This window comes from Nocardioides nitrophenolicus (assembly GCF_016907515.1).
GTDB classification, from domain to species: Bacteria; Actinomycetota; Actinomycetes; order Propionibacteriales; family Nocardioidaceae; genus Nocardioides; species Nocardioides nitrophenolicus.
The window spans coordinates 4,441,833-4,459,923 of the sequence record NZ_JAFBBY010000001.1; the positions used below are offsets into that span (position 1 = coordinate 4,441,833).

General features: G+C 72.8%; 20 protein-coding genes. 14 read left to right on the forward strand and 6 right to left on the reverse strand.

All coding sequences use genetic code 11. The features are described from left to right. Window positions 1-13: 13 nt before the first annotated feature. The 7 genes from JOD66_RS21385 to JOD66_RS21415 all read left to right on the forward strand — a co-directional run bounded on the left by JOD66_RS21385 (window position 14) and on the right by JOD66_RS21415 (window position 5,918). The gene (locus JOD66_RS21385) at window positions 14-739 is read left to right on the forward strand and encodes an alpha/beta hydrolase (RefSeq protein WP_204838833.1); all 726 of its coding nucleotides are present in this window, start codon (window positions 14-16) and stop codon (window positions 737-739) included. Beyond that, entirely contained in the window at window positions 736-1,260 is a 525-nt protein-coding gene (locus tag JOD66_RS21390; protein WP_204838835.1) for a flavin reductase family protein, read from the forward strand. The genes JOD66_RS21385 and JOD66_RS21390 overlap by 4 nt, the downstream gene beginning before the upstream one ends. A gap of 110 nt (window positions 1,261-1,370) precedes the next feature. Beyond that, window positions 1,371-1,979 carry a hypothetical protein gene (locus tag JOD66_RS21395; RefSeq protein WP_204838837.1) on the forward strand — a complete coding sequence of 203 codons (609 nt, stop codon included), beginning with the start codon at window positions 1,371-1,373 and terminating at the stop codon, window positions 1,977-1,979. Between the two features lie 220 nt (window positions 1,980-2,199). Beyond that, entirely contained in the window at window positions 2,200-2,703 is a 504-nt protein-coding gene (locus JOD66_RS21400; RefSeq protein WP_204838840.1) for an LPXTG cell wall anchor domain-containing protein, read from the forward strand. Between the two features lie 70 nt (window positions 2,704-2,773). Further along, a complete protein-coding gene (locus JOD66_RS21405; RefSeq protein ID WP_204838841.1) occupies window positions 2,774-3,538 on the forward strand; it encodes a class E sortase in 765 nt (254 codons plus the stop codon). A 91-nt stretch (window positions 3,539-3,629) separates the two neighbouring features. Next, the gene (locus JOD66_RS21410; RefSeq protein ID WP_204838843.1) at window positions 3,630-4,193 is read left to right on the forward strand and encodes an LPXTG cell wall anchor domain-containing protein; all 564 of its coding nucleotides are present in this window, start codon (window positions 3,630-3,632) and stop codon (window positions 4,191-4,193) included. Between the two features lie 495 nt (window positions 4,194-4,688). Beyond that, window positions 4,689-5,918 carry an IS256 family transposase gene (locus JOD66_RS21415; RefSeq protein WP_204838074.1) on the forward strand — a complete coding sequence of 410 codons (1,230 nt, stop codon included), beginning with the start codon at window positions 4,689-4,691 and terminating at the stop codon, window positions 5,916-5,918. Window positions 5,919-6,056: 138 nt separating this feature from the next. Here JOD66_RS21415 and JOD66_RS21420 read toward each other — a convergent pair whose 3' ends face one another. Beyond that, window positions 6,057-7,358, reverse strand: coding sequence for a glycoside hydrolase family 6 protein (locus JOD66_RS21420; protein WP_204838844.1), 1,302 nt, complete (start codon window positions 7,356-7,358; stop codon window positions 6,057-6,059). Between the two features lie 93 nt (window positions 7,359-7,451). Here JOD66_RS21420 and JOD66_RS21425 point away from each other — a divergent pair, with 93 nt between their 5' ends. Then, a complete protein-coding gene (locus JOD66_RS21425; protein WP_204838845.1) occupies window positions 7,452-7,595 on the forward strand; it encodes a DUF1059 domain-containing protein in 144 nt (47 codons plus the stop codon). Between the two features lie 9 nt (window positions 7,596-7,604). Here JOD66_RS21425 and JOD66_RS21430 read toward each other — a convergent pair whose 3' ends face one another. Beyond that, on the reverse strand, window positions 7,605-8,468 hold the full coding sequence (locus JOD66_RS21430) for a crotonase/enoyl-CoA hydratase family protein (protein WP_204838847.1): 864 nt from the start codon (window positions 8,466-8,468) through the stop codon (window positions 7,605-7,607). Window positions 8,469-8,490: 22 nt separating this feature from the next. Next, complete coding sequence (locus tag JOD66_RS21435) at window positions 8,491-9,711, reverse strand: LCP family protein (RefSeq protein ID WP_275579836.1); 1,221 nt, start codon at window positions 9,709-9,711, stop codon at window positions 8,491-8,493. A gap of 187 nt (window positions 9,712-9,898) precedes the next feature. On the opposite strand from JOD66_RS21435, the gene JOD66_RS21440 reads away from it, so the two are divergent. After that, window positions 9,899-10,405 carry an acyl-CoA thioesterase gene (locus JOD66_RS21440; protein WP_204838850.1) on the forward strand — a complete coding sequence of 169 codons (507 nt, stop codon included), beginning with the start codon at window positions 9,899-9,901 and terminating at the stop codon, window positions 10,403-10,405. Here JOD66_RS21440 and JOD66_RS21445 read toward each other — a convergent pair. Further along, window positions 10,395-11,294 carry a LysR family transcriptional regulator gene (locus JOD66_RS21445; protein WP_204838857.1) on the reverse strand — a complete coding sequence of 300 codons (900 nt, stop codon included), beginning with the start codon at window positions 11,292-11,294 and terminating at the stop codon, window positions 10,395-10,397. The genes JOD66_RS21440 and JOD66_RS21445 overlap by 11 nt on opposite strands. An 87-nt stretch (window positions 11,295-11,381) precedes the next feature. On the opposite strand from JOD66_RS21445, the gene JOD66_RS21450 reads away from it, so the two are divergent. Next, window positions 11,382-12,341, forward strand: a complete 960-nt coding sequence (locus JOD66_RS21450) for a threonine ammonia-lyase (RefSeq protein ID WP_204838859.1) — start codon at window positions 11,382-11,384, stop codon at window positions 12,339-12,341. Between the two features lie 84 nt (window positions 12,342-12,425). Then, a complete protein-coding gene (locus tag JOD66_RS21455; RefSeq protein WP_307823642.1) occupies window positions 12,426-13,916 on the forward strand; it encodes an LCP family protein in 1,491 nt (496 codons plus the stop codon). Window positions 13,917-13,935: 19 nt separating this feature from the next. Here the strand turns inward: JOD66_RS21455 and JOD66_RS21460 are convergent, their stop codons facing one another. Beyond that, on the reverse strand, window positions 13,936-14,703 hold the full coding sequence (locus JOD66_RS21460; RefSeq protein WP_204838861.1) for an inositol monophosphatase family protein: 768 nt from the start codon (window positions 14,701-14,703) through the stop codon (window positions 13,936-13,938). 51 nt (window positions 14,704-14,754) lie between these two features. Between JOD66_RS21460 and JOD66_RS21465 the strand changes: the two genes are divergently transcribed. From JOD66_RS21465 to JOD66_RS21475, 3 genes are read left to right on the forward strand one after another with little or no spacing between them, the layout of a single operon-like run. Further along, window positions 14,755-15,147: a hypothetical protein gene (locus tag JOD66_RS21465; protein ID WP_204838863.1), complete on the forward strand. Its 393-nt coding sequence runs from the start codon at window positions 14,755-14,757 to the stop codon at window positions 15,145-15,147. A gap of 31 nt (window positions 15,148-15,178) precedes the next feature. Beyond that, window positions 15,179-16,087 (forward strand): glycosyltransferase, encoded by a 909-nt coding sequence (locus JOD66_RS21470; protein ID WP_307823643.1) that lies wholly within the window; start codon window positions 15,179-15,181, stop codon window positions 16,085-16,087. Continuing rightward, window positions 16,084-16,986, forward strand: a complete 903-nt coding sequence (locus JOD66_RS21475) for a glycosyltransferase family 2 protein (RefSeq protein WP_204838864.1) — start codon at window positions 16,084-16,086, stop codon at window positions 16,984-16,986. The genes JOD66_RS21470 and JOD66_RS21475 overlap by 4 nt, the downstream gene beginning before the upstream one ends. Here JOD66_RS21475 and JOD66_RS21480 read toward each other — a convergent pair. Further along, a complete protein-coding gene (locus JOD66_RS21480) occupies window positions 16,895-18,037 on the reverse strand; it encodes a phosphatase PAP2 family protein (protein ID WP_204838865.1) in 1,143 nt (380 codons plus the stop codon). The two genes, JOD66_RS21475 and JOD66_RS21480, sit on opposite strands and share 92 nt — an antisense overlap. Window positions 18,038-18,091: the final 54 nt, after the last annotated feature.

Here is an 18,091-nt window from a genome sequence, read left to right on the forward strand (position 1 = left end):
GAGGAGAGGATCGATGACCGTGACTGCCTGGGACGAGCCCGTCGGAGGTACGCCGCGCGGCACCCTGGTCGTGCTGCCGGGACGGGGCGAGACCGCCGCCTCCTACGAGCGCTTCGGACGGCGGCTCTCCGCCGACGCCTGGCGGGTGCGCCTCGTGCCGGTCGACCCGGACGACCTCGACACCACCCGCGAGCAGGTCGAGAAGGTGCTCGCCGACGAGGCGCTGCCGGCGCCGAAGGTGCTGGTCGGCACCGACACCGGGGCCACCCTGGCCGCGCTGCTCGCGCCCACCCTCCCGGTCGACGGGGCCGTGATCGCGGGCCTGGCCCTGCCCGGTGGCGCCGCCGGCCGACGGTGGGACTCGTGGGCGGAGCAGATCGACGCCCGCACCGCCTGTCCGGTGCACCGGCGGGTGATCACCGAGGACGACGGGTTCGACCGCGCCGGGCTGGAGCGGCCGCTGCCGTGGAGCTCGGTGCGCCTGGAGGCGCCCGGCAGGCCGGTGCTCGTCCTCCACGGCGTCGACGACCCCGTCACGCCGGTCGCGGACCTGCTCGCGGCGTACGAGGACCAGCCGGACGCCGTCGTCCGGCTGGTCGAGGGTGGGCGGCACGACATCCTCAACGACGCCTCGCACCGCTCCGTCGCGGCCACCATCGTGCTCTTCCTGGAGTCGCTGCGCCTCGGCCCGGACCTGCCCGCGGTGGTCACCGCACGCCCGGCGGTGGTGAGCGGATGACCGTGCTGGCCGGCGCCTTCGCGACCAACCAGGACCTCGACCCCGCCCGGCTGCGGCAGGCGTTCGGGTTCTTCCCCAGCGGCGTGGTCGCCCTGGCCGCCGAGATCGACGGCCGGCCGATCGGCCTGGCCGCCAGCTCGTTCACCTCGGTGAGCCTCGACCCGCCACTGGTGTCGGTCAGCCTCGACGTCGGCTCCAAGACCTGGCCGGCGCTGCGGCGCGCGTCCCATCTCGGCGTCACGATCCTCGCCGACCACCACGCCGACGTGTGCCGGCAGCTCGCCGGGCCGGTCGAGCAGCGTTTCGACGGCGTCGCCCACAGCGTCACCGACGAGGGCGCGCTGCTGCTCGACGACGGGCTGGCGCGCTTCGACTGCACCGTCTACCGCGAGGTCGAGGCCGGCGACCACGTCCTCGTGCTGCTCGAGCTGCACGCGGTCGACCACGTCGACCAGGCCGCCGCGCTCGCACCGCTGGTCTTCCACCGCAGCGGCTTCAGCCGGCTGGGCAGGGAGACCTGAGTCACCGCGCCGCGCGGGTGTGCCGCTCGCCCCGGGTGGGTAGGACGCGCGCGGCGGGACCGCAGGGTCCCGCTCGTCGTACCCATCGCTTCACTCGAGGAGAGCAACCCATGCAGCTGCGCCGGCTCCGCCACGCGCTCGTCGCCGTCATCGTCCCCGCCGCCCTGGTCGGCCTCACGGTCGGTCCCGCCGACGCGGCCGCCAAGGCCCCGAAGGTCCCGGCTCCGGCCAAGGTCGCGGCGGCGTACCCGCACCTCGCGGGCGTCACGCCGGCCACGTACTCCGGCAAGGCCCAGCCGGGCACGTGCACGCCGGCCAAGGTGGTCAAGGGCGCGAAGGTCTCGAGCGCGTCGTACACCACCGCGGCGACGGCCACGGCGAGCGCGCCGTACGTGCTGGTGGCGGCCACCCGGTTCAAGTCCGCCGCCAAGGCGAAGGCGTACCTGAAGGGCGCGATCAAGGTGGCGAAGTGCACCGCGGAGGCGGCCGGCTTCACCATGACGACCGCCAAGATCGGCTTCAAGCTCAAGGGCACCGACCAGCGCCTCGGCTACTCCAGCCACCAGACGATCGCCGGCACCGCCGTCAGCAGCGAGACGCTGCTGGCCCGCAAGGGCGAGAAGGTCGTCTCCGTGACCGCCATCTCCGCCGACGCCAACGTGCCGGCGCTGGCTCCGGCGCTGCAGCTGCTCAAGGCCGGCGTCAAGACCGCGCGCTGACCCACCGAACGGGGGAACGCCCCGCGGCCCGGACCGGGCCGCGGGGCGTTCTGCTGTACGCGGCCGGATAGCAAAGGGTCGCGGTAGGTGTCGAGCAACCAGTCAAAAAACTTCGCAAAACGACGTAACGAAGCTCTCACCTTCGAGGTTGGGTGATCAAGGTTCGCCCGTCGGGGGTGGCGGGCGGCACATTCATCTTCTCGGGAGAGATGAGGGCTCGATGCGTCGTTACCTGGTCCTGGGGTCAGTCGTGCTGGCACCCGTGGCGTTCCTGATCGGCCTCGCGGGCGCCGCGTCCGCCGACCCGTACTCGCCGGCGGTGCCCACGTCGTGCCGGGTCGTCGTACCCGCGGCGTCGGTGGGCGAGCGGGTCGTGCTGCGGGTCCGGGTGAGCGCCGCAGGCGTGCAGCCGGTCGGGAAGGTGACCGTCGGTGTCGACGGCGACTTCGAGAAGACCGTGCGCTACGACGGCCTCGCGGTCGAGGTCGAGGGGCCCCGGGTGCAGCGCGGCCAGCACAAGGCGACCGCTCTGTTCACCCCCGACGACCCCAAGAAGCTGATGAGCTGCAAGGACGCGGTGAAGTTCGACGTCGGCGCCGCCCAGCGCGGCGGAGGCCACGGCGCGCTGCCCAACACGGGCGGTCCGCACCTCGGCTTCCTCATCGCCGGGATCGGGCTCGTGGCGGCCGGCGGCGGTCTCGTCGAGCGGGGCCGCCGGACGTGACACGCGGGTCCGGACCGCGTTGGATGGGGTGGGGCCATCCGACGCGGTGCCCTGCGAGGAGGCACGCCCCATGACCCAGACCGATCGGCCCGACGGCACCGACGCCGCGCCCCGACGGGTACGCCGACGCCGGTCCCGTCCCGCGGACGCCGCCGCCGGCAAGTCACCGGCGTCGACCGGCCGGCGGATCACCTTCTGGGCCGGTTGCGGACTGATCCTCGCCGGCCTCGCCGTGCTCGGCTGGGTCGCGTGGCAGTTCTGGGGCACCAACTGGCAGTCCGGGCAGCGCCAGGACGACGTACGCCGGGCGCTGCACTCCGGCTGGGGCGAGGGTCAGGACGTCGTCCGCACCGACTTCGGCAACGCCACCGCGATCGTGCGGATCCCCAAGTTCGGCAAGGACTACGCCGTCCCGGTCCTCGTGGGCTCGAGCCAGGAGGTGCTCGCCGCGGGCCTCGGGCACATGGCCGACACCGCCGAGGCGGGCGCGGTCGGCAACTACGTGCTCGCCGGGCACCGGGTGACCCACGGCGAGCCCTTCGCCGACCTGCCGTCGCTGAAGCCCGGCGACGAGGTCATCGTCGAGACCCGCGCCGCGACGTACACCTATGTCCTCGACACCGGCGGCGAGGACCTGGTCATCCCGTTCACCCAGACCTGGGTCCTCGACCCCGATCCGGTGAACCCCGCCGGCGGCACCCAGCCGCCCGACGACGCGGGGGACCACCTGATCACGCTGCTGACCTGCTCCGAGATCTTCCACACCGACAACCGGTCGGTCGTCTTCGGCCACCTCGTCGAGACGCAGCCCACCGCGGACTCGGCCGCCGGCTGACGCGGGCGGCCGCGGTGCACTAGGCTTGCCGCGCACTGCCCGTCACCTTGAACACGCCGGGTCGTTGCATGGGGAAGTTCAAGGAGGACACGTGCTGAAGAAGCTGGCTGCGCTCGCCACGCTTGCTCTCGCATTCGCCGTCGCGCCGTCGGCGCCCGCGGGTGCCGATCAGGGATACACCGCCAAGATCCCGACCGCGACCCACATCAAGGTGATCTCCGCGGAGCCGGGTGAGCCGATCGTGCTGCAGGTCAGCGCGAGCGCGGCCAACCCGACGCCGCCGGCCGGCAACATCGCGATCACCGTCACCTCGGGCGGCTCCGCCGCACGCGGTGCCCGGGTCGCCGCCCCGGCGGTCTTCACGACCACCGTGCACTTCACCGACCAGCCCGTCCGGGTCACCGGTCCCCGCCTGCCCAAGGGCGGCTACCTCGCCCGCGCGGCGCTGAGCCCCGACGACACGGCGAAGTTCCTCCCGTCCTCCGACACCACCCGGTTCCGGATCGGCTCGGTCGACGGCGGCGGCGACAAGAGCGGCGCGCTGCCCAACACCGGCGGCCCCGACCTGATGTGGCTGCTCCTCGGCGGCGCCCTGGTCGCCGCCGGCGCCGGTGGCGTCGGCTACGGCCGGCGCCGGGCTCCCGCTGCCGCCTGACCCGCTCGTCCTCCCACCGGCCGCCTCTTCGGGGGTGGCCGGTGGTCGTTTTCCCGGGTGGGTGTGGGGTGGGTGCGGCGTGGGTGTGGCGTGGGCTGTAACACGGAGTTCGCCGCTCTCCGGGGCTCGTGTCGGCTGTACGCGACCCGTACGGACCCCTCTCCGCGACGTCTCGGGTCGGGAAGAGCAGCGAACTCCGTGTTACAGCGCAAGCACCACCCCCGGCTCGTGCTCTCACTGGCTGCCCCTTCGGGGGTGGCCGGTGGTCGTTTTCCCGGGCGGGTGTGGCGTGGGTGTGGCGTGGGCTGTAACACGGAGTTCGCCGCTCTCCGGGGCTCATGTCGGCTGTACGCGACCCGTACGGACCCCTCTCCGCGTAAGAGTCCCTGGGAGTGGTGGGGTTTGAGGGACCACGGCGGGGCTGTCTGACGTAGGCGGCCATCGGCGGGATCTTCGGTGTGTAACGGCTAAGCACGCACTGAAGGAGAACCACCGATGGCCTTGCCCCAGTCTGCCCTGTCCGAGCTCCTCGAGGCGTTCCGCACCGGCGACGGCGTGGACCTGATCCGTGAGTCGGTCCGCGTCGCGCTGCAGGAACTGATCGAGATCGAGGCAACCGAACGCATCGGCGCCGCACCCTACGAACGCACGCCTGAGCGTGTCACTGATCGCAACGGCCACCGGCCACGGATGCTGACCACCAAGGCCGGCGACGTCGAGCTGCGTATCCCCAAACTGCGCAAGGGCTCTTTCCTGCCCGTGATCCTCGAACCCCGCCGGCGCATCGACCAGGCCCTGTACGCGGTCGTGATGGAGGCCTACGTCCACGGCGTCAGCACGAGGAGCGTCGACGACCTGGTCGAAGCGATGGGCTCCGATTCGGGGATCTCCAAATCGGAGGTATCTCGGATCTGCGCCGGGCTGGACGAGCAGGTCGGCGCGTTCCGGACCCGGCCGCTGGACCACATCGAGTTCCCCTACGTCTACCTGGACGCGACCTACCTCAACGTCCGCAACACCACCTCCCAAGTGGTGTCCATGGCGGTGGTGGTCGCCACCGGGATCGCCGCTGACGGCTCACGCGAGGTTCTCGGCCTTGATGTCGGCGATAGCGAGGACGAGACGTTCTGGCGCGGGTTCCTGACCAGCCTCAAGCAACGCGGCCTGCACGGCGTGCGGCTGGTCATCAGTGACCAGCACGCCGGCCTGGTCAAGGCACTCAAGCGGTCGTTCCAAGGCGCCGGCCACCAACGCTGCCGGGTGCACTTCGCACGCAACCTGCTGGCCCACGTGCCCAAGTCACACGTCGACATGGTCGCCGCGGTGTTCCGCACCGCGTTCGCGCAACCCGATGCTGACGCGGTCGCCACCGCGTGGGACGAGGTCCGTGACCAGCTCGCGAAGTCGTTCCCCAAGATCGGGCCGTTGATGGACGAGGCCAAGCCGGAAGTCCTCGCCTTCGCCACGTTCCCGCGCGCGCACTGGCAGAAGATCTGGTCGACCAATCCACTCGAGCGGGTCAATAAGGAGATCAAGCGCCGCGCCCGCGTGGTCGGGATCTTCCCCAACCCCGCCGCGGTGATCAGGCTCGTCGGAGCGGTCCTGGCCGACATGCACGACGAGTGGCAAGCCGGCGATCGGCGCTACCTGTCCGAAGGATCCATGGCGCTGCTCTACCCCGACAGCGATACTGGACCCATCGCCGCGATCGATAGCGGCGAGTAGGCACCGAGGATCACCTCAAAGCCCACCACCCCGCGGGGCTCTGTCCTCTCCGCGACGTCTTGGGTCGGGAAGAGCAGCGAACTCCGTGTTACAGCGCAAGCACCACCCCGCGTGCCCCCCGGCCGACCGGGCCCGGGGCTACGGCGCGAACCAGGTGGTGCTGCGGGCCATGCCGAGGGCGCGGTCGGCGCCACGCCAGTTGGCCTGCATGAACAGCCAGGGGCGGGCGAACCAGAGGAAGCCGTCGACGTGCTTCTTGGCCTCCCGGCCGGTCTCCTCCGACAGGCCCCACCGCTCGTCGCCGACCCGGGACGTCGGGGGGATGCCGAGGGTGACGCAGCCGCGGCGGTCGGAGGTGGAGCCGCAGACGCGGGCGTTGTCGTTGACCCGGCTGCCCTGGGCCTCGACCTCGGGCCAGGTCATCCCGTTGCCGTTCTGGGCGGTGTCGACGACGAAGTGGACGCCCTTGACGCCGCGCTCGCGCAGGATCCGGACCAGCTCGGCGCCGTAGGCGACGGACTCCTCGGTGCCGACGTAGTGGGTGGCGTTGAGGGCGAAGCCGCGGGCGTGCTCGATGCCGTTGGCGAGCAGCAGGTCGGCGGCCTGGGAGGCGCGCGGGGCGCCGACCTGGGGAGTGCTGCTCCAGTCGGCGGCGCCGGCGTCGAGGTAGACGCTCGTGTGAGGCTGGGCGGAGAAGGTCTTGACGGCGTAGGTGATCAGCGAGCTGGTCACGGCGCGGTTCGAGCACCACCAGAACGGCAGGTCGGGCTGCAGGATGATCGCGGCGTGCTGCCGGCCGAGGGCGCGGGCGGCGTTGGCGATCCAGCGCCGGTAGGCGTCCTGGGCGCCGGGGGAGGGGGCGCGGCCGCCGCAGACGGCGTGCTCCCAGGGGTTCATCCGGAAGATGGCGAGCTGGACGAGCACCTTGGGGTCGCCGCCGGAGGCGTTCTCGACGTAGTCACGGACCACGGAGCCGATCTGCTCGGGGGAGCCGCTCCAGTCGCCGAGCCACAGCGCCTTGGGCCGCAGCGCGATCTTGCCGAGCTGCTGCTTGGCGTCGCCGCCGGCTGACTCGTAGGCCCGCCAGGTCTGCTCGAGGTCGCCCTTGTAGACGCCCCAGCGCCGCTCGGCCAGCGGGTTCTTCAGGTTCTGCAGGTGGGCCGGCTGCGCCTTCTCCCAGACCTCCTTGTCCTTGACGTACGGCCGCTGGGTTCGCTGGACGTGGGGGATCGCCGTCTTCGGTCCCTCGGCCGCCGGCGGCGCCGGCGTGGGCGTCGGGGCGGGAGGGGGCGTGGGGGTGCTCGCCGTCGTCGCCGGTACGTCGGCCGCCGGCTCCGCGGGGACCGGCTCCTGCTCGCTGCACCCGGCCAGGGCCACGGTCGCGGTCAGGGCGAGGGAGGCGAGGGCATGGCGGGCGCGGCGGCGGGGGATCGGCTGCATCGCGGTCGAGGCTAACCCGACGCGCCCCTCGTCCCGAAGTCCGCAGAGTCCTAGACTGGAACGCGTTCCCGTCCGTCGTCCCCGGAGGTCCCGATGCCCTCGCTGCGCTGCCCCTGCGACACCACCTTGCGCGCCGACACCGACGACGAGCTCGTCGCCAAGGTGCAGGAGCACCTCGCGGCCGAGCACCCGGGGCGGGAGTACAGCCGCGAGGAGATCCTGTTCATGGCGATGTGACTCCGCGAGTCACACGATCCGGGGCAGCTCCGAGGCCTTGCCGGTGAAGCGCGGCGCGCGCTTCTCGAGGAAGGCCGCGACGCCCTCCTTGCCGTCGCCGATCGACGTCCAGAACATGGCGAGCGAGTCGGTGAGGTGCGCCTCGAGCGGGTCGGCGGCCGCGCTGTTGCGGTAGAGCAGCTGCTTGGCCAGGCCCAGCGCGACCGGCGAGCGGTCGGTGACGAACGAGCGGGCCAGCTCGTACGCCGCCGGAAGCAGCTCGTCGGGCTCGTGGACGCTGCGCACCAGCCGGCCGGCGAGGGCCTGCTCGGCGGTGAGGATGTCGGCGGAGTAGACCCACTCGAGAGCCTGCTGGATGCCGACGATGCGGGGCAGGAACCAGCTCGAGCAGGCCTCCGGCACGATCCCGAGCCGGCCGAAGACGAAGCCGATCCGGGCCTTCGTGGAGGCCAGGCGCAGGTCCATGGCCAGGGTCATGGTGGCGCCGATCCCGACCGCCGGGCCGTTGATCGCGGCGATGACCGGCTTGGGCAGCGCGTGGATCGCGAGGGTGATCTTGCCGCCGGTGTCGCGGACGCCGTCGGCGTACGGCGCCTCGTCGTAGGCCGCCCGGAAGTCCTCGGGCGTCGGGGCGAGGGACTCGTCGAGCCCGAACACGTTGCCGTCGGCCGACAGGTCCATACCGGCGCAGAAGGCGCGCCCGGAGCCGGTGACGACGACCGCGCGCACGGCGTCGTCGCGGGCGTCGGTGAGGAACACCTGGAGCAGCTCGCGGGCCATGGTCAGGTCGAACGCGTTGAGCGCGTCGGGCCGGTGCAGGGTGAGCGTCGCGATGCCGTCGTCGTCGACGTGCCAGGTCAGGGTCTCGTACACGAGGTCCTCCGTGGGGGTGCGGTCAGCGGGCGAGGCCGGTGGCCGTGCAGAGGTCGTCGGTGATCTCGTCGGTCCGGTCCGAGGCGATCTTGCCGAAGAGCTGCTGCGCGCGCTTGGTGTCCCACGTGGTGTCGGCCCGCGCGAGCGGGACGGTGCACGACTTCTCGACCTTGGTCATGGCCAGCGCCCACTTCCCGGCGGCGACCGGGCCGGTGGTGTCGCCGAAGCGGAAGAAGTCGGGGACGGCGCCGTTGAGCTGCCACCAGCGCACCGGGTTGAGCACCGACCACGGCGACAGCACCTTGTCGCCGACCGCGGCGATCACCTCGCGCTGCTGCTGGACCCGCGCCAGGTCCGAGATCGGGCTGTACTTGCGAGCCCGCGAGTACGCCAGCGCGGTGGCGCCGTCGACCTCCTGGCAGCCCTTCTTGACATTGAGGCCGGAGTCCTTGTCCTTGATCCGCTGCTTGGGGCAGATCTCGATCCCGCCGACCGCGTCGACGACCCCCACCAGGCCGCCGAAGCCGATCTCGACGTACTGGTCGACGCGCAGCCCGGTGGCCTGCTCGAGGGTCTGGACCAGCAGCGGCGTGCCGCCCTTGGCGTACGCCGAGTTGACCTTGCTCCGCCCGAAGCCCGGGATGTCGAGCGGCGAGTCGCGCGGGATCGACACCAGCGTGGTCGGGCCGTCGCCGGTGTGGAGCAGCAGGATCGTGTCGGTCAGCTCGGAGGCGGCGTCGCCGGTGTGGAGCCGCTTGCGCTCCTCGGGCGAGAGGCCCGCCCGGGAGTCGCTGCCGACGAGCAGGTAGGTGGTGCCGGGCTGCTGGGCCGGACGGTCCGCGCTCGGCTCGAAGTCGACCTTGTCGACCTTGTTCCACGCGATGAGCGGGACGGCGACCAGGAAGACCAGCCACAGCACCAGGACGAGCAGGACCAGCCGGACGTAGGTGCGCGGCCGGGACCAGCGGCCGCGGCCGCTGGGGCCGCGCGCCGGCGGCGCCGCCGGCGGAGGAGGCGACGCGGGGGCGGGGCGGCGGCCGGACGGCGGCGTGCCGGCGTACTGCTCCGCGGGAGGCAGCCGGGTCGGGGGTGGCGGCGGTGTGGCGCCCGGGCGCCGCTGGACCGGGATCCGGCGGGTCGGCTCGGGGTCGGAGGACGGGCGTGCGCCGTCGGAGGAGCCGGGTCCGTAGACCCAGTCGAAGTCGTCGCCGGAGCCCCCGGTGCCGTTGCCACGCCCTGCCATGGCCATGACGCTACCGTCAGCAGGTGGCTACCTCCGGAGGGTGTTCGCGTGTCCCGCGCCCCGGGCACGCACCTGGCTGCGTTGGCGTCGCTCGCAGGACGACCCAGTACGGCTTCGCTCCGCCGCCTTGCCATGCACGCACCCGGCGCACGGGCCCCCATCGAACAACCTCCGGAGGTAGCCACCAGTGACAGACATCGTCGCGGCACGCACGCCGTCGTACTCCCGCATCGAGCTGGCCACGCTCACCTCCCGCGCGCAGGCCAACCTGCTCGGCAACATCCACGGCGGCGAGGTGGTCAAGCTGGCCGACTCGACCGCGGGCGTGGTGGCGCAGCGACACAGCGGCGGGCCGGCGGTGACGGCGGCGCTCGACGAGATGGCCTTCCTGGAGCCGGTGCGGGTCGGCGACATCATCCGCACCTACGGCCAGGTCAACTGGGTCGGTACGTCATCGATGGAGATCGGCGTACGGATCGAGACCGAGCCGTGGGACGCGGCCGGCCGCACCCTGCATGTCGGCTCGGCGTACTTCGTGTTCGTCGCCGTCGACTCCGCGGGCCGGGGCCGGCCGGTGCCGGCGCTCGAGCCGGAGACCGAGGAGGACCACCGCCGGCTGCGGGAGGCCCAGATCCGGCGGGCGCACCGGCTGGCGCGCCGGCAGGAGATCGAGGCGGGACGGCTCAGCCGCTGACCTCGCCGCTGACCTCGCCGCTGACCTCGGTGATCGCCGCGGCCACCGCGTCGACGGCGGCGGGCCGCGGGGGAGCGCCGTACGTCGAGAGCTGGACCCGGCGGTGCGCGGCGAGCGGGCGGCGGACGACGGCACGGTGCTGGTGCGCGCGCAGGGCCAGGCCGGGCAGCACCGTGACGCCCAGCCCGCTCGCGACCAGGGACTGCACGGCGACGTAGTCGTCGCTCGCGAACGCGATCGCGGGGGTGAAGCCGGCGTCGGCGCACAGGCTGAGCAGCTCGCGGCGGCACCGCTCGCACCCGGTGATCCAGCCGGACTCGGCGTACCTCCCGAGGTCGACGGCGCCCTCGGGCGGCGCGGCGTCGGCGGGCGCGACCAGGTACAGGGGGTCGTCGACGACCGGCACCGAGGAGATCTGGTCGGGCTCGGGCTGGTCGGGATAGGCGAAGGTGAGGGCCAGGTCGACCTCGCCGGCGCGCAGCAGCTCGTGGGCCTCGGGTGGCTCGGCCTCGACGAGGTCGAGCTGGATGCCGGGGTGGCGGGTGGCGAGCAGGGCCAGAGCGTCGGGCACCAGGGTGGCCGCGCCGGAGGGGAAGGCGGCGAGCCGGACCCGGCCGGACTGGAGGCTGGTGGCGGCGGCGAGCTCGGCCTCGGCCCGGGCGAGCAGGCCGAGGATCTCCTCGCCGCGGCGGGCCAGGCGCTCGCCCTCGGCTGTGAGCCGCACGCCCCGGCCGACCCGCTGCAGCAGGACGGCGCCGGTCTCGGCCTCCAGCCGGCGCAGGTGGTGGGAGATCGTCGGCTGTCCGTAGTGGAGCTGGGCGGCGGCCGCGGACACCGAGCCGGTGCGGTGCACGGCGACGAGGGCCTCGAGGCGGCGCAGGTCGATCACGGTGGGCATCGTATATCGATGATGTCGATCAATGTCGTCGAAAGGAACTATTGGACCGATGGGTACGCGCTCCGCGACGATGGACCCATGCTGACCTTCGACGACGTCCTCGCCGCCGCCGAGGTCGTCGGCGCGCACCTGCCGCCCACCCCGCTGCAGGCGCACCCGCTGCTCGACCAGGCGCTGGGTCGCCCGGTCCTGGTCAAGCACGAGAACGTCCAGCCCACCGGCGCCTTCAAGGTCCGCGGCGGCGTCCACCTCGCCGCCACCCTCACCGCCGCCGAGCGCGCGCACGGCCTGGTCACCTGCTCGACCGGGAACCACGCCCAGTCGGTGGCGTACGGCGCCCGCCTGGCCGGGGTCCGCGCGACGATCGTGATGCCGGCGAGCGCCCCCGCGGCCAAGCGCGACGCGGTCCGGGCGCTCGGCGCCGAGGTGGCCCTCGTCGGCGCCAGCCTCGGCGAGGCGGGCGAGCACGCCCGCGCCCTGGCGGCCGAGACGGGGGCGTCCTTCGTCTGCCCGACCGACCCGCGGATCGTGCTGGGGCACGCGACGGCGTACCTGGAGCTGTTCGGGCAGGCGCCCGAGCTCGGCACCCTGTTCGTCCCGATCGGCAGCGGCACCGGCGCGGCCGGCGCCTGCCTGGTCCGCGACGCGCTGGCCCCGGGGTGCCGGGTGGTCGGCGTCCAGTCGGCTGCCGCGCCGGCCGGCTGGCACTCCTGGCGCACGGGGCGGATCGAGGCCGCTCCCGCGCGGACCCGCGCGGCCGGGCTCGCCACGACGACCGGGTACCCGCGCACCCAGGAGATCCTGCGTGCCCGGCTCGACGACTTCGTGCTCGTCGACGACGACGCGATCGACGCGGCCGCCGGACTGCTCGCGACCTGTGCGCACACCCTCGCCGAGGGCGCCGGCGCCGCCGCGCTCGCCGCCGCGGTCGCGACGCCCGCCGCCGGGACGGAGGGGCCGGTCGCGGTGGTCTGCACCGGCGCGAACGCCTCCGCCGACGAGATCGCCAGGCTGGCCGGCTCGGTCGCCGCGGCCTGAGTCGGGCCGAGGGGTTGGTCGCCGCCTGGCCGCTCGCGGCGCGTCGTCACCGGAGTGGCGCGTGTGACTGGTGATACTGGGCGGGTGCCTCAGCTTCCCGTCGACGAACGCGCCGCGCGGGTGCGCTTCCGCCGGGCCCTGACCCTGATGGCGTTCACGCTCGTCGTCCCCGGCTCGGCGCAGCTGATCGCCGGCAACCGGGCGATCGGCAGGCTCGCCCTGCGGATCTGGCTGTTCTCGCTCGCCACCCTGCTCGCCGTCGCGGCCTGGAGCTGGCACGACAAGGGCTTCGCGCTCAGCCTGGCGTTCAGCCCGACCGCGATGCTGGTGATCAGGCTCTACCTCATCGCCGGCGCCCTCGGCTGGGCCGCGCTCTTCGTCGACGCGTGGCGGATCGGCCAGCCGCTCAGCCTGCGGATGCCGCACCGGCGCGCGGTCGTCGGCGTCAACGGCGTGCTGTGCTTCTCGGTCGCCGGCACCATGCTCTTCGGCGCCCACCTCGCCGCCGCCCAGCGCGAGTGGCTGACCATGTTCGCCGACGGCGACCTCGGCGCCGCCCACAACGGGCGCTACAACATCCTGCTCATCGGCGGTGACTCCGGCAACGACCGCTGGGGACTGCGGACCGACTCGATGACCGTCGCCTCGGTCGACGCCACCACCGGCCGCACCGTGATGATCGGCCTGCCCCGCAACATGCAGAACTTCCCGTTCCGCAAGGGCAGCGTGATGGCCGAGCAGTTCCCCAAGGGATTCGACTGCGACGGCTGCTACCTCAACGGCGTCAGCACCTGGGTCGGCGACCACACCCAGCTGTTCCAGGACTCGAAGAACCCCGGCATCGACGCCACGGTGTCGGCCATCGAGGGGATCACCGACCTCGACATCAACTACTGGGTGATGGTCAACATGCGCGGCTTCGAGCGCCTGGTCAACGCCTTCGGCGGGGTGACCCTCAACGTGCGCCAGCGGATCCCGGTCGGCGGCCTCGGCAAGGACGTCACCGGCTACATCGAGCCCGGCAAGCGCAAGCTCAACGGCCACGACGCGCTCTGGTACGCCCGGGCCCGCGAGGGGTCCGACGACTACTCGCGGATGGCCCGCCAGAAGTGCGTGTTCTCCGCCCTCGTCTCCCAGGTCAGCCCCGCCCAGGCGCTCACCAACTTCCAGGAGATCGCCAAGGCGTCCAGCGCGATGATCCAGACCAACATCCCCGGCGGCGCGCTCGGCGACTTCGTCCAGCTCGCCCTGCGCGCCCGGACCCAGAAGATCTCCTCGGTCTCCCTGGTCCCCCCGCGGATCAACACCGCCGACCCCGACATCGACCTGGTGCAGAAGATGATCCGCAACGCCGTCGACCGCGCCGAGGGCGACCGCAAGGCCGCCAAGAAGGCCACGACCCCGGCCGAGGACGCCGCCACCCCGAGCGGGGACGCGGGCGAGGGCGACCAGGGCGGGGACCAGGCCACCGAGCAGCCGGCCCAGCAGTCCGGCACCGTCACCGGCGGCTCGCTCGGCTCGCGGAACGAGGGCTACCAGGCCAACGAGACCGACGACGTCGCGGCGGCCTGCTGAGCGGCAGGCTCCGCCGCTCCTAGAGCGGCAGCGCCGCCACCACCGCGTCGTACGTCGCCCGGTCGGGGGCGGCGACCAGCCCGCCGGCGAGCTGCTGCGGCCGCATCGCGGAGCCGTCGTGCTGGCCGATGACGCCGCCCGCCTCGGTGAGGATCAGCGAGCCGGGGAGGTGGTCCCAGGGCATGCTGCGGCTGTAGACGAGGGCACGGGCGTCGCCGGCGATGAGGTGCGGGTAGTCGACGCCGCAGCAGGCCCAGGTCAGCTCGAGGGTGCCGAGGTCGCCGAGCTCCTGGCCGACCCAGGCGCGCCGGGCGGTGCGGAAGGGCACGCGGTCCTCGGCGGCCGTGACGGACAGCCGGGCGCCGTTGCGCCAGGCGCCCGCGCCGAGCTCGGCGACGTACGACGTCTCGTGCTGGGGCTGCCAGATCCAACCGCGGGTCACCGCGCCACCGCGTACCTCGGCCACCATCACGGCGTGGTCGGGGGAGCCGTTGACGAAGTTCTTGGTGCCGTCGACGGGGTCGACGGTGAAGGCGTGGTCGGCCGTGGCGAACCGTTCCAGCAGGCCGGGGTCGGCGGCCATCGCCTCCTCGCCGAGCACGAGGGCGTCCGGGTAGGCCGCGCGCAGGGCGGCGGTGATCAGCGCCTCGGACTCGTGGTCGGCGACGGTGACCAGGTCACCGGGGTTCTTCTCGGTGACCTGCTCGTCGGAGAGCGAGCGGAACCGGGGGTTGATCACCTCCGCGGCGACGTCCTGGAGCAGGGTCAGCACGGCGGCGGTGTCCACGGTGCTCACGGTAACGGGACAGCGCCCGGCCTCGTGAGGTTGGGTAGGCCCATGCGCTTCACCGAGCACGAGCTGACCGCAGCACTCGCCGGCGCGGCCAAGGTCGTGCTGGCCGCGGACCGCCGGTTCCGCAAGCGCGGCGTCGACGTCGACACCGCCTGGGACCAGATGGACCGCTACCAGCGGTTCAAGGTGCTCGACGCCCTCGGCGACCAGGTGCTGCCGGTGCTCGTCGCGCTGCCCGACGTCGAGGTCGCCCCCGGCACCCGTCCAACGTACGACGACCGGCAGGTCGCCGAGGTGGTCGAGGGTCTGGCGCAGGGTGGCCGGGGCCGGCTGCGGCGCGCGGTCGAGGTGAAGGCGCGCACCGCGCTGGTGCAGGCCGCGCTCGCCGCGATCCCGCCGCGGCTGGACCCGGACGCGCTGCTCACCGAGGAATCCTGACCGCGCCGGGCCGGCCAGTAGGGTCTGCCCCGTGCGCGTGCAGGCCGTCGTGGTGACCTTCAACCGGGTGACGATGCTGCGGCGCCTGGTCCCGCGCCTGCTCGAGATCCCCGCCCTGGAGCGGATCCTGGTCGTCGACAACGCCTCGACCGACGGGACGGGGGAGTGGCTCGGCGGCCTGGACGACCCGCGGGTGCGGCACGAGACCCTCGCCACCAACAGCGGCGGCGCCGGCGGATTCCACCACGGCCTGGGCTGGGCGGTGCGCGAGGGCGCCGACCTGGTCTGGCTGATGGACGACGACGGGCTGCCGGAGCTCGACTGCCTCGACCTGCTGCTCGAGCGCCAGCGGCGCGACGGCCTTGACTTCTGCGGGCCGGCGGTGCTGGCCGAGCAGGATCCCTCGCGGCTGTGCTTCCCGATCCGGCTGCCGGGCGGCACCCGGGTGGTGCACGAGATGGCGGCGGTCGAGGCCGCGGCGCGCGACGGGCTGATCGACGACGTGGTGATCCCGTTCAACGGGGTCCTGGTCACCCGCGACCTGGTCGAGCGGATCGGCCTGCCGCGCGAGGAGTTCTTCATCTGGGGCGACGACGTCGAGTACCTGTGGCGCGCCCAGGCGGCGGGTGCCCGGATCGCGACCGTCGTCGACGCCCACTTCCTGCACCCGGCCACCGACGACCTGGGGACGCCGATGATGTTCGGGCGCACGACCTACAACCACACGGCCAGCGACCTCAAGCACTACTGCATGGCCCGCAACAACACGCTCAACCTGCGCGCCTACCGCGGCTGGCTCCACGTCCTGCTGTTCTGGCTCAAGACCGTGTGGTTCTACCTGCTGACCAAGCCGCAGCCGGCCCGGATCCCGCTCAGCGCGCGGGCGGCCGCCGCCGGGCTCAGGGGCGACTTCACCGGCCACCGGAGGTACCTGCGGTGAGCGCCGGGCCGACCGAGACGGTCGCGGTCGTCGTGGTCACCTACAACCGGGCCGACCTGCTCCGCGGCATGCTGGCGGGCCTCGCCGCCCTCGACCGTGCGCCCGACGCGGTCTACGTCGTCGACAACGCGAGCACCGACCACACGGCCCAGGTGCTGGGGGAGAGCACGCTCGCCGGACTGGTCGTGGTGCGCAGCGCCGACAACCTCGGCGGCGCGGGCGGCTTCCACCTCGGCCTGAAGCGCGCGTACGACGACGGCCACGACGTCATGTGGCTGATGGACGACGACGTGGTCCCGGCCCCCGACTGCCTGACCCGGCTGCTCGAGGCCGACGGCAGCTGCCTGATCGCCGTCCGCGAGGACCGCGCGGGGGCGCTGGTGGAGAAGGCCGCGCTGCGCTTCGACCTGCGCAACCCGCTCGCGATCCGGCCCAAGACGGCCAGCGTCGACTCGACGTACGCCTCCCGGGAGGCGATGCCGGCGACGGTCGAGGTCGAGAACGTCGCCTTCGAGGGCTTCCTGGTCCGCCGCGAGGTCATCGACCGGATCGGGCTCCCGGACGCGTCCTTCTTCATCTTCTACGACGACGTCGACTTCGCGATCCGGGCGCGCCGCGCCGGCTTCGCGATCCGCGCGGTGCGCGACGCGGTGCTGGTGCGCCAGCTCGACTTCGACCAGCAGCACGACCTCGCCGGCTGGAAGGGGTACTACATGTACCGCAACCTGTTCGTCGTGCACTTCCGGTACGGCGAGAACCCGCTCGTGCGGCTCAAGCCGGCCCTGATCGCGCTGGTCGTGGTCCTGCTCAGTCCACTGCGGGGTGGTCGGGCCGAGGCAGCGAACGTGACGCGAGCGCTTCGGGATGGCTGGCGGATGCGGGCCCGCCCGGCTCGTTGACCTCCGGGTCGGGGTCCGGCACCAGCCGGGCCCGCAGGCCGACCCGGTTGCCGGTGGCGATGCCGGCGATCCACACCGCGAACGCGCCCAGCGCGGCGCCGGCGATCACGTCGACGAAGAAGTGCCAGCCGAGGTAGACCGTGGCCAGCACGGTCAGGCCGAAGAAGGTCCAGGCGCTGATCCGGACCCAACGGGCCAGCTTGACCGCCTGCACCACCAGGCAGATCGTCATCATGATGCCGACGTGGAGGGACGCGAACGCGGCGATGGTCTGCAGGCCGGACTCGCCGTGGGTGGCCAGGGTGTTGACCCGGTCGTCCCACATCGAGTCGGCGAGCTTGCTGACGTAGGTCTCGGGCAGCGCGGCGAAGGTGCTGCTGTCGGAGTAGATCGGTCCGACGGTCGGGACCAGCACGTAGAGCAGCGCGCCCAGGGCCCAGTCGACGGCGACGGCCGTGACGTACCACTCACCGGCGCGGGTCTGGCGGGTCCAGACCAGGGCGATCGCGATCGAGACCGGGACCAGCGCGATCCACACGATGTAGACCGAGGAGAAGAAGTGGGCGGCCAGGCCGGTGCCGAACCAGGCGTGCAGCACGGCGGCCGGGTCGTGGCCCGCGAACAGGAACTTGTCGATCTGGGCCAGCGGGTCGTCGTAGATCTTCTCGTGGACGAACGGGGCCATGCTCTTGACGTTGCGGAAGGCGGCGTAGCACAGGTACCAGGCGATGACGCCGTTGAGCGCGAACTTCCAGTGCGAGAGCGGCCAGCGCTCCCGCATCACCGTGCGGAAGGCGGCGCGGACCCGCCCCGGCCAGCCGCCGCTGGGGCGGCCCGCGGCGAGGAAGGTGCGGGGCACCACGTCGATCGCGATCGCGCCGAGAACGATCGCGGGGAACCGGATGTAGCCCGGGATCAGGCTGTCGGGGTCCTCGATCGGGATGTCCTCGAGCTTGGAGAACACCACCGTCGCGACCGCCAGACCGATGCCGGCGAGCCAGGCAAGAGCAAACGATGGCGCGCCGCGTCCGGTCGACTGGTGGGTATACACCAGAACAGGATATTCGTCACCTCCCCCCGAGGGTGAACAGGGCATGGCCGCGCG

Bases quoted from the DNA above. Each gene is read 5' to 3' on its own strand.
- JOD66_RS21435 (WP_275579836.1), bottom strand. From the start codon at position 9,711: ATGGCAGGGCGTGGCAACGGCACCGGGGGCTCCGGCGACGACTTCGAC.
- JOD66_RS21465 (WP_204838863.1), top strand. From the start codon at position 14,755: ATGCGCTTCACCGAGCACGAGCTGACCGCAGCACTCGCCGGCGCGGCC.
- JOD66_RS21425 (WP_204838845.1), top strand. From the start codon at position 7,452: ATGCCCTCGCTGCGCTGCCCCTGCGACACCACCTTGCGCGCCGACACC.
- JOD66_RS21450 (WP_204838859.1), top strand. From the start codon at position 11,382: ATGCTGACCTTCGACGACGTCCTCGCCGCCGCCGAGGTCGTCGGCGCG.
- JOD66_RS21395 (WP_204838837.1), top strand. From the start codon at position 1,371: ATGCAGCTGCGCCGGCTCCGCCACGCGCTCGTCGCCGTCATCGTCCCC.
- JOD66_RS21385 (WP_204838833.1), top strand. From the start codon at position 14: ATGACCGTGACTGCCTGGGACGAGCCCGTCGGAGGTACGCCGCGCGGC.
- JOD66_RS21390 (WP_204838835.1), top strand. From the start codon at position 736: ATGACCGTGCTGGCCGGCGCCTTCGCGACCAACCAGGACCTCGACCCC.
- JOD66_RS21415 (WP_204838074.1), top strand. From the start codon at position 4,689: ATGGCCTTGCCCCAGTCTGCCCTGTCCGAGCTCCTCGAGGCGTTCCGC.
- JOD66_RS21400 (WP_204838840.1), top strand. From the start codon at position 2,200: ATGCGTCGTTACCTGGTCCTGGGGTCAGTCGTGCTGGCACCCGTGGCG.
- JOD66_RS21420 (WP_204838844.1), bottom strand. From the start codon at position 7,358: ATGCAGCCGATCCCCCGCCGCCGCGCCCGCCATGCCCTCGCCTCCCTC.
- JOD66_RS21405 (WP_204838841.1), top strand. From the start codon at position 2,774: ATGACCCAGACCGATCGGCCCGACGGCACCGACGCCGCGCCCCGACGG.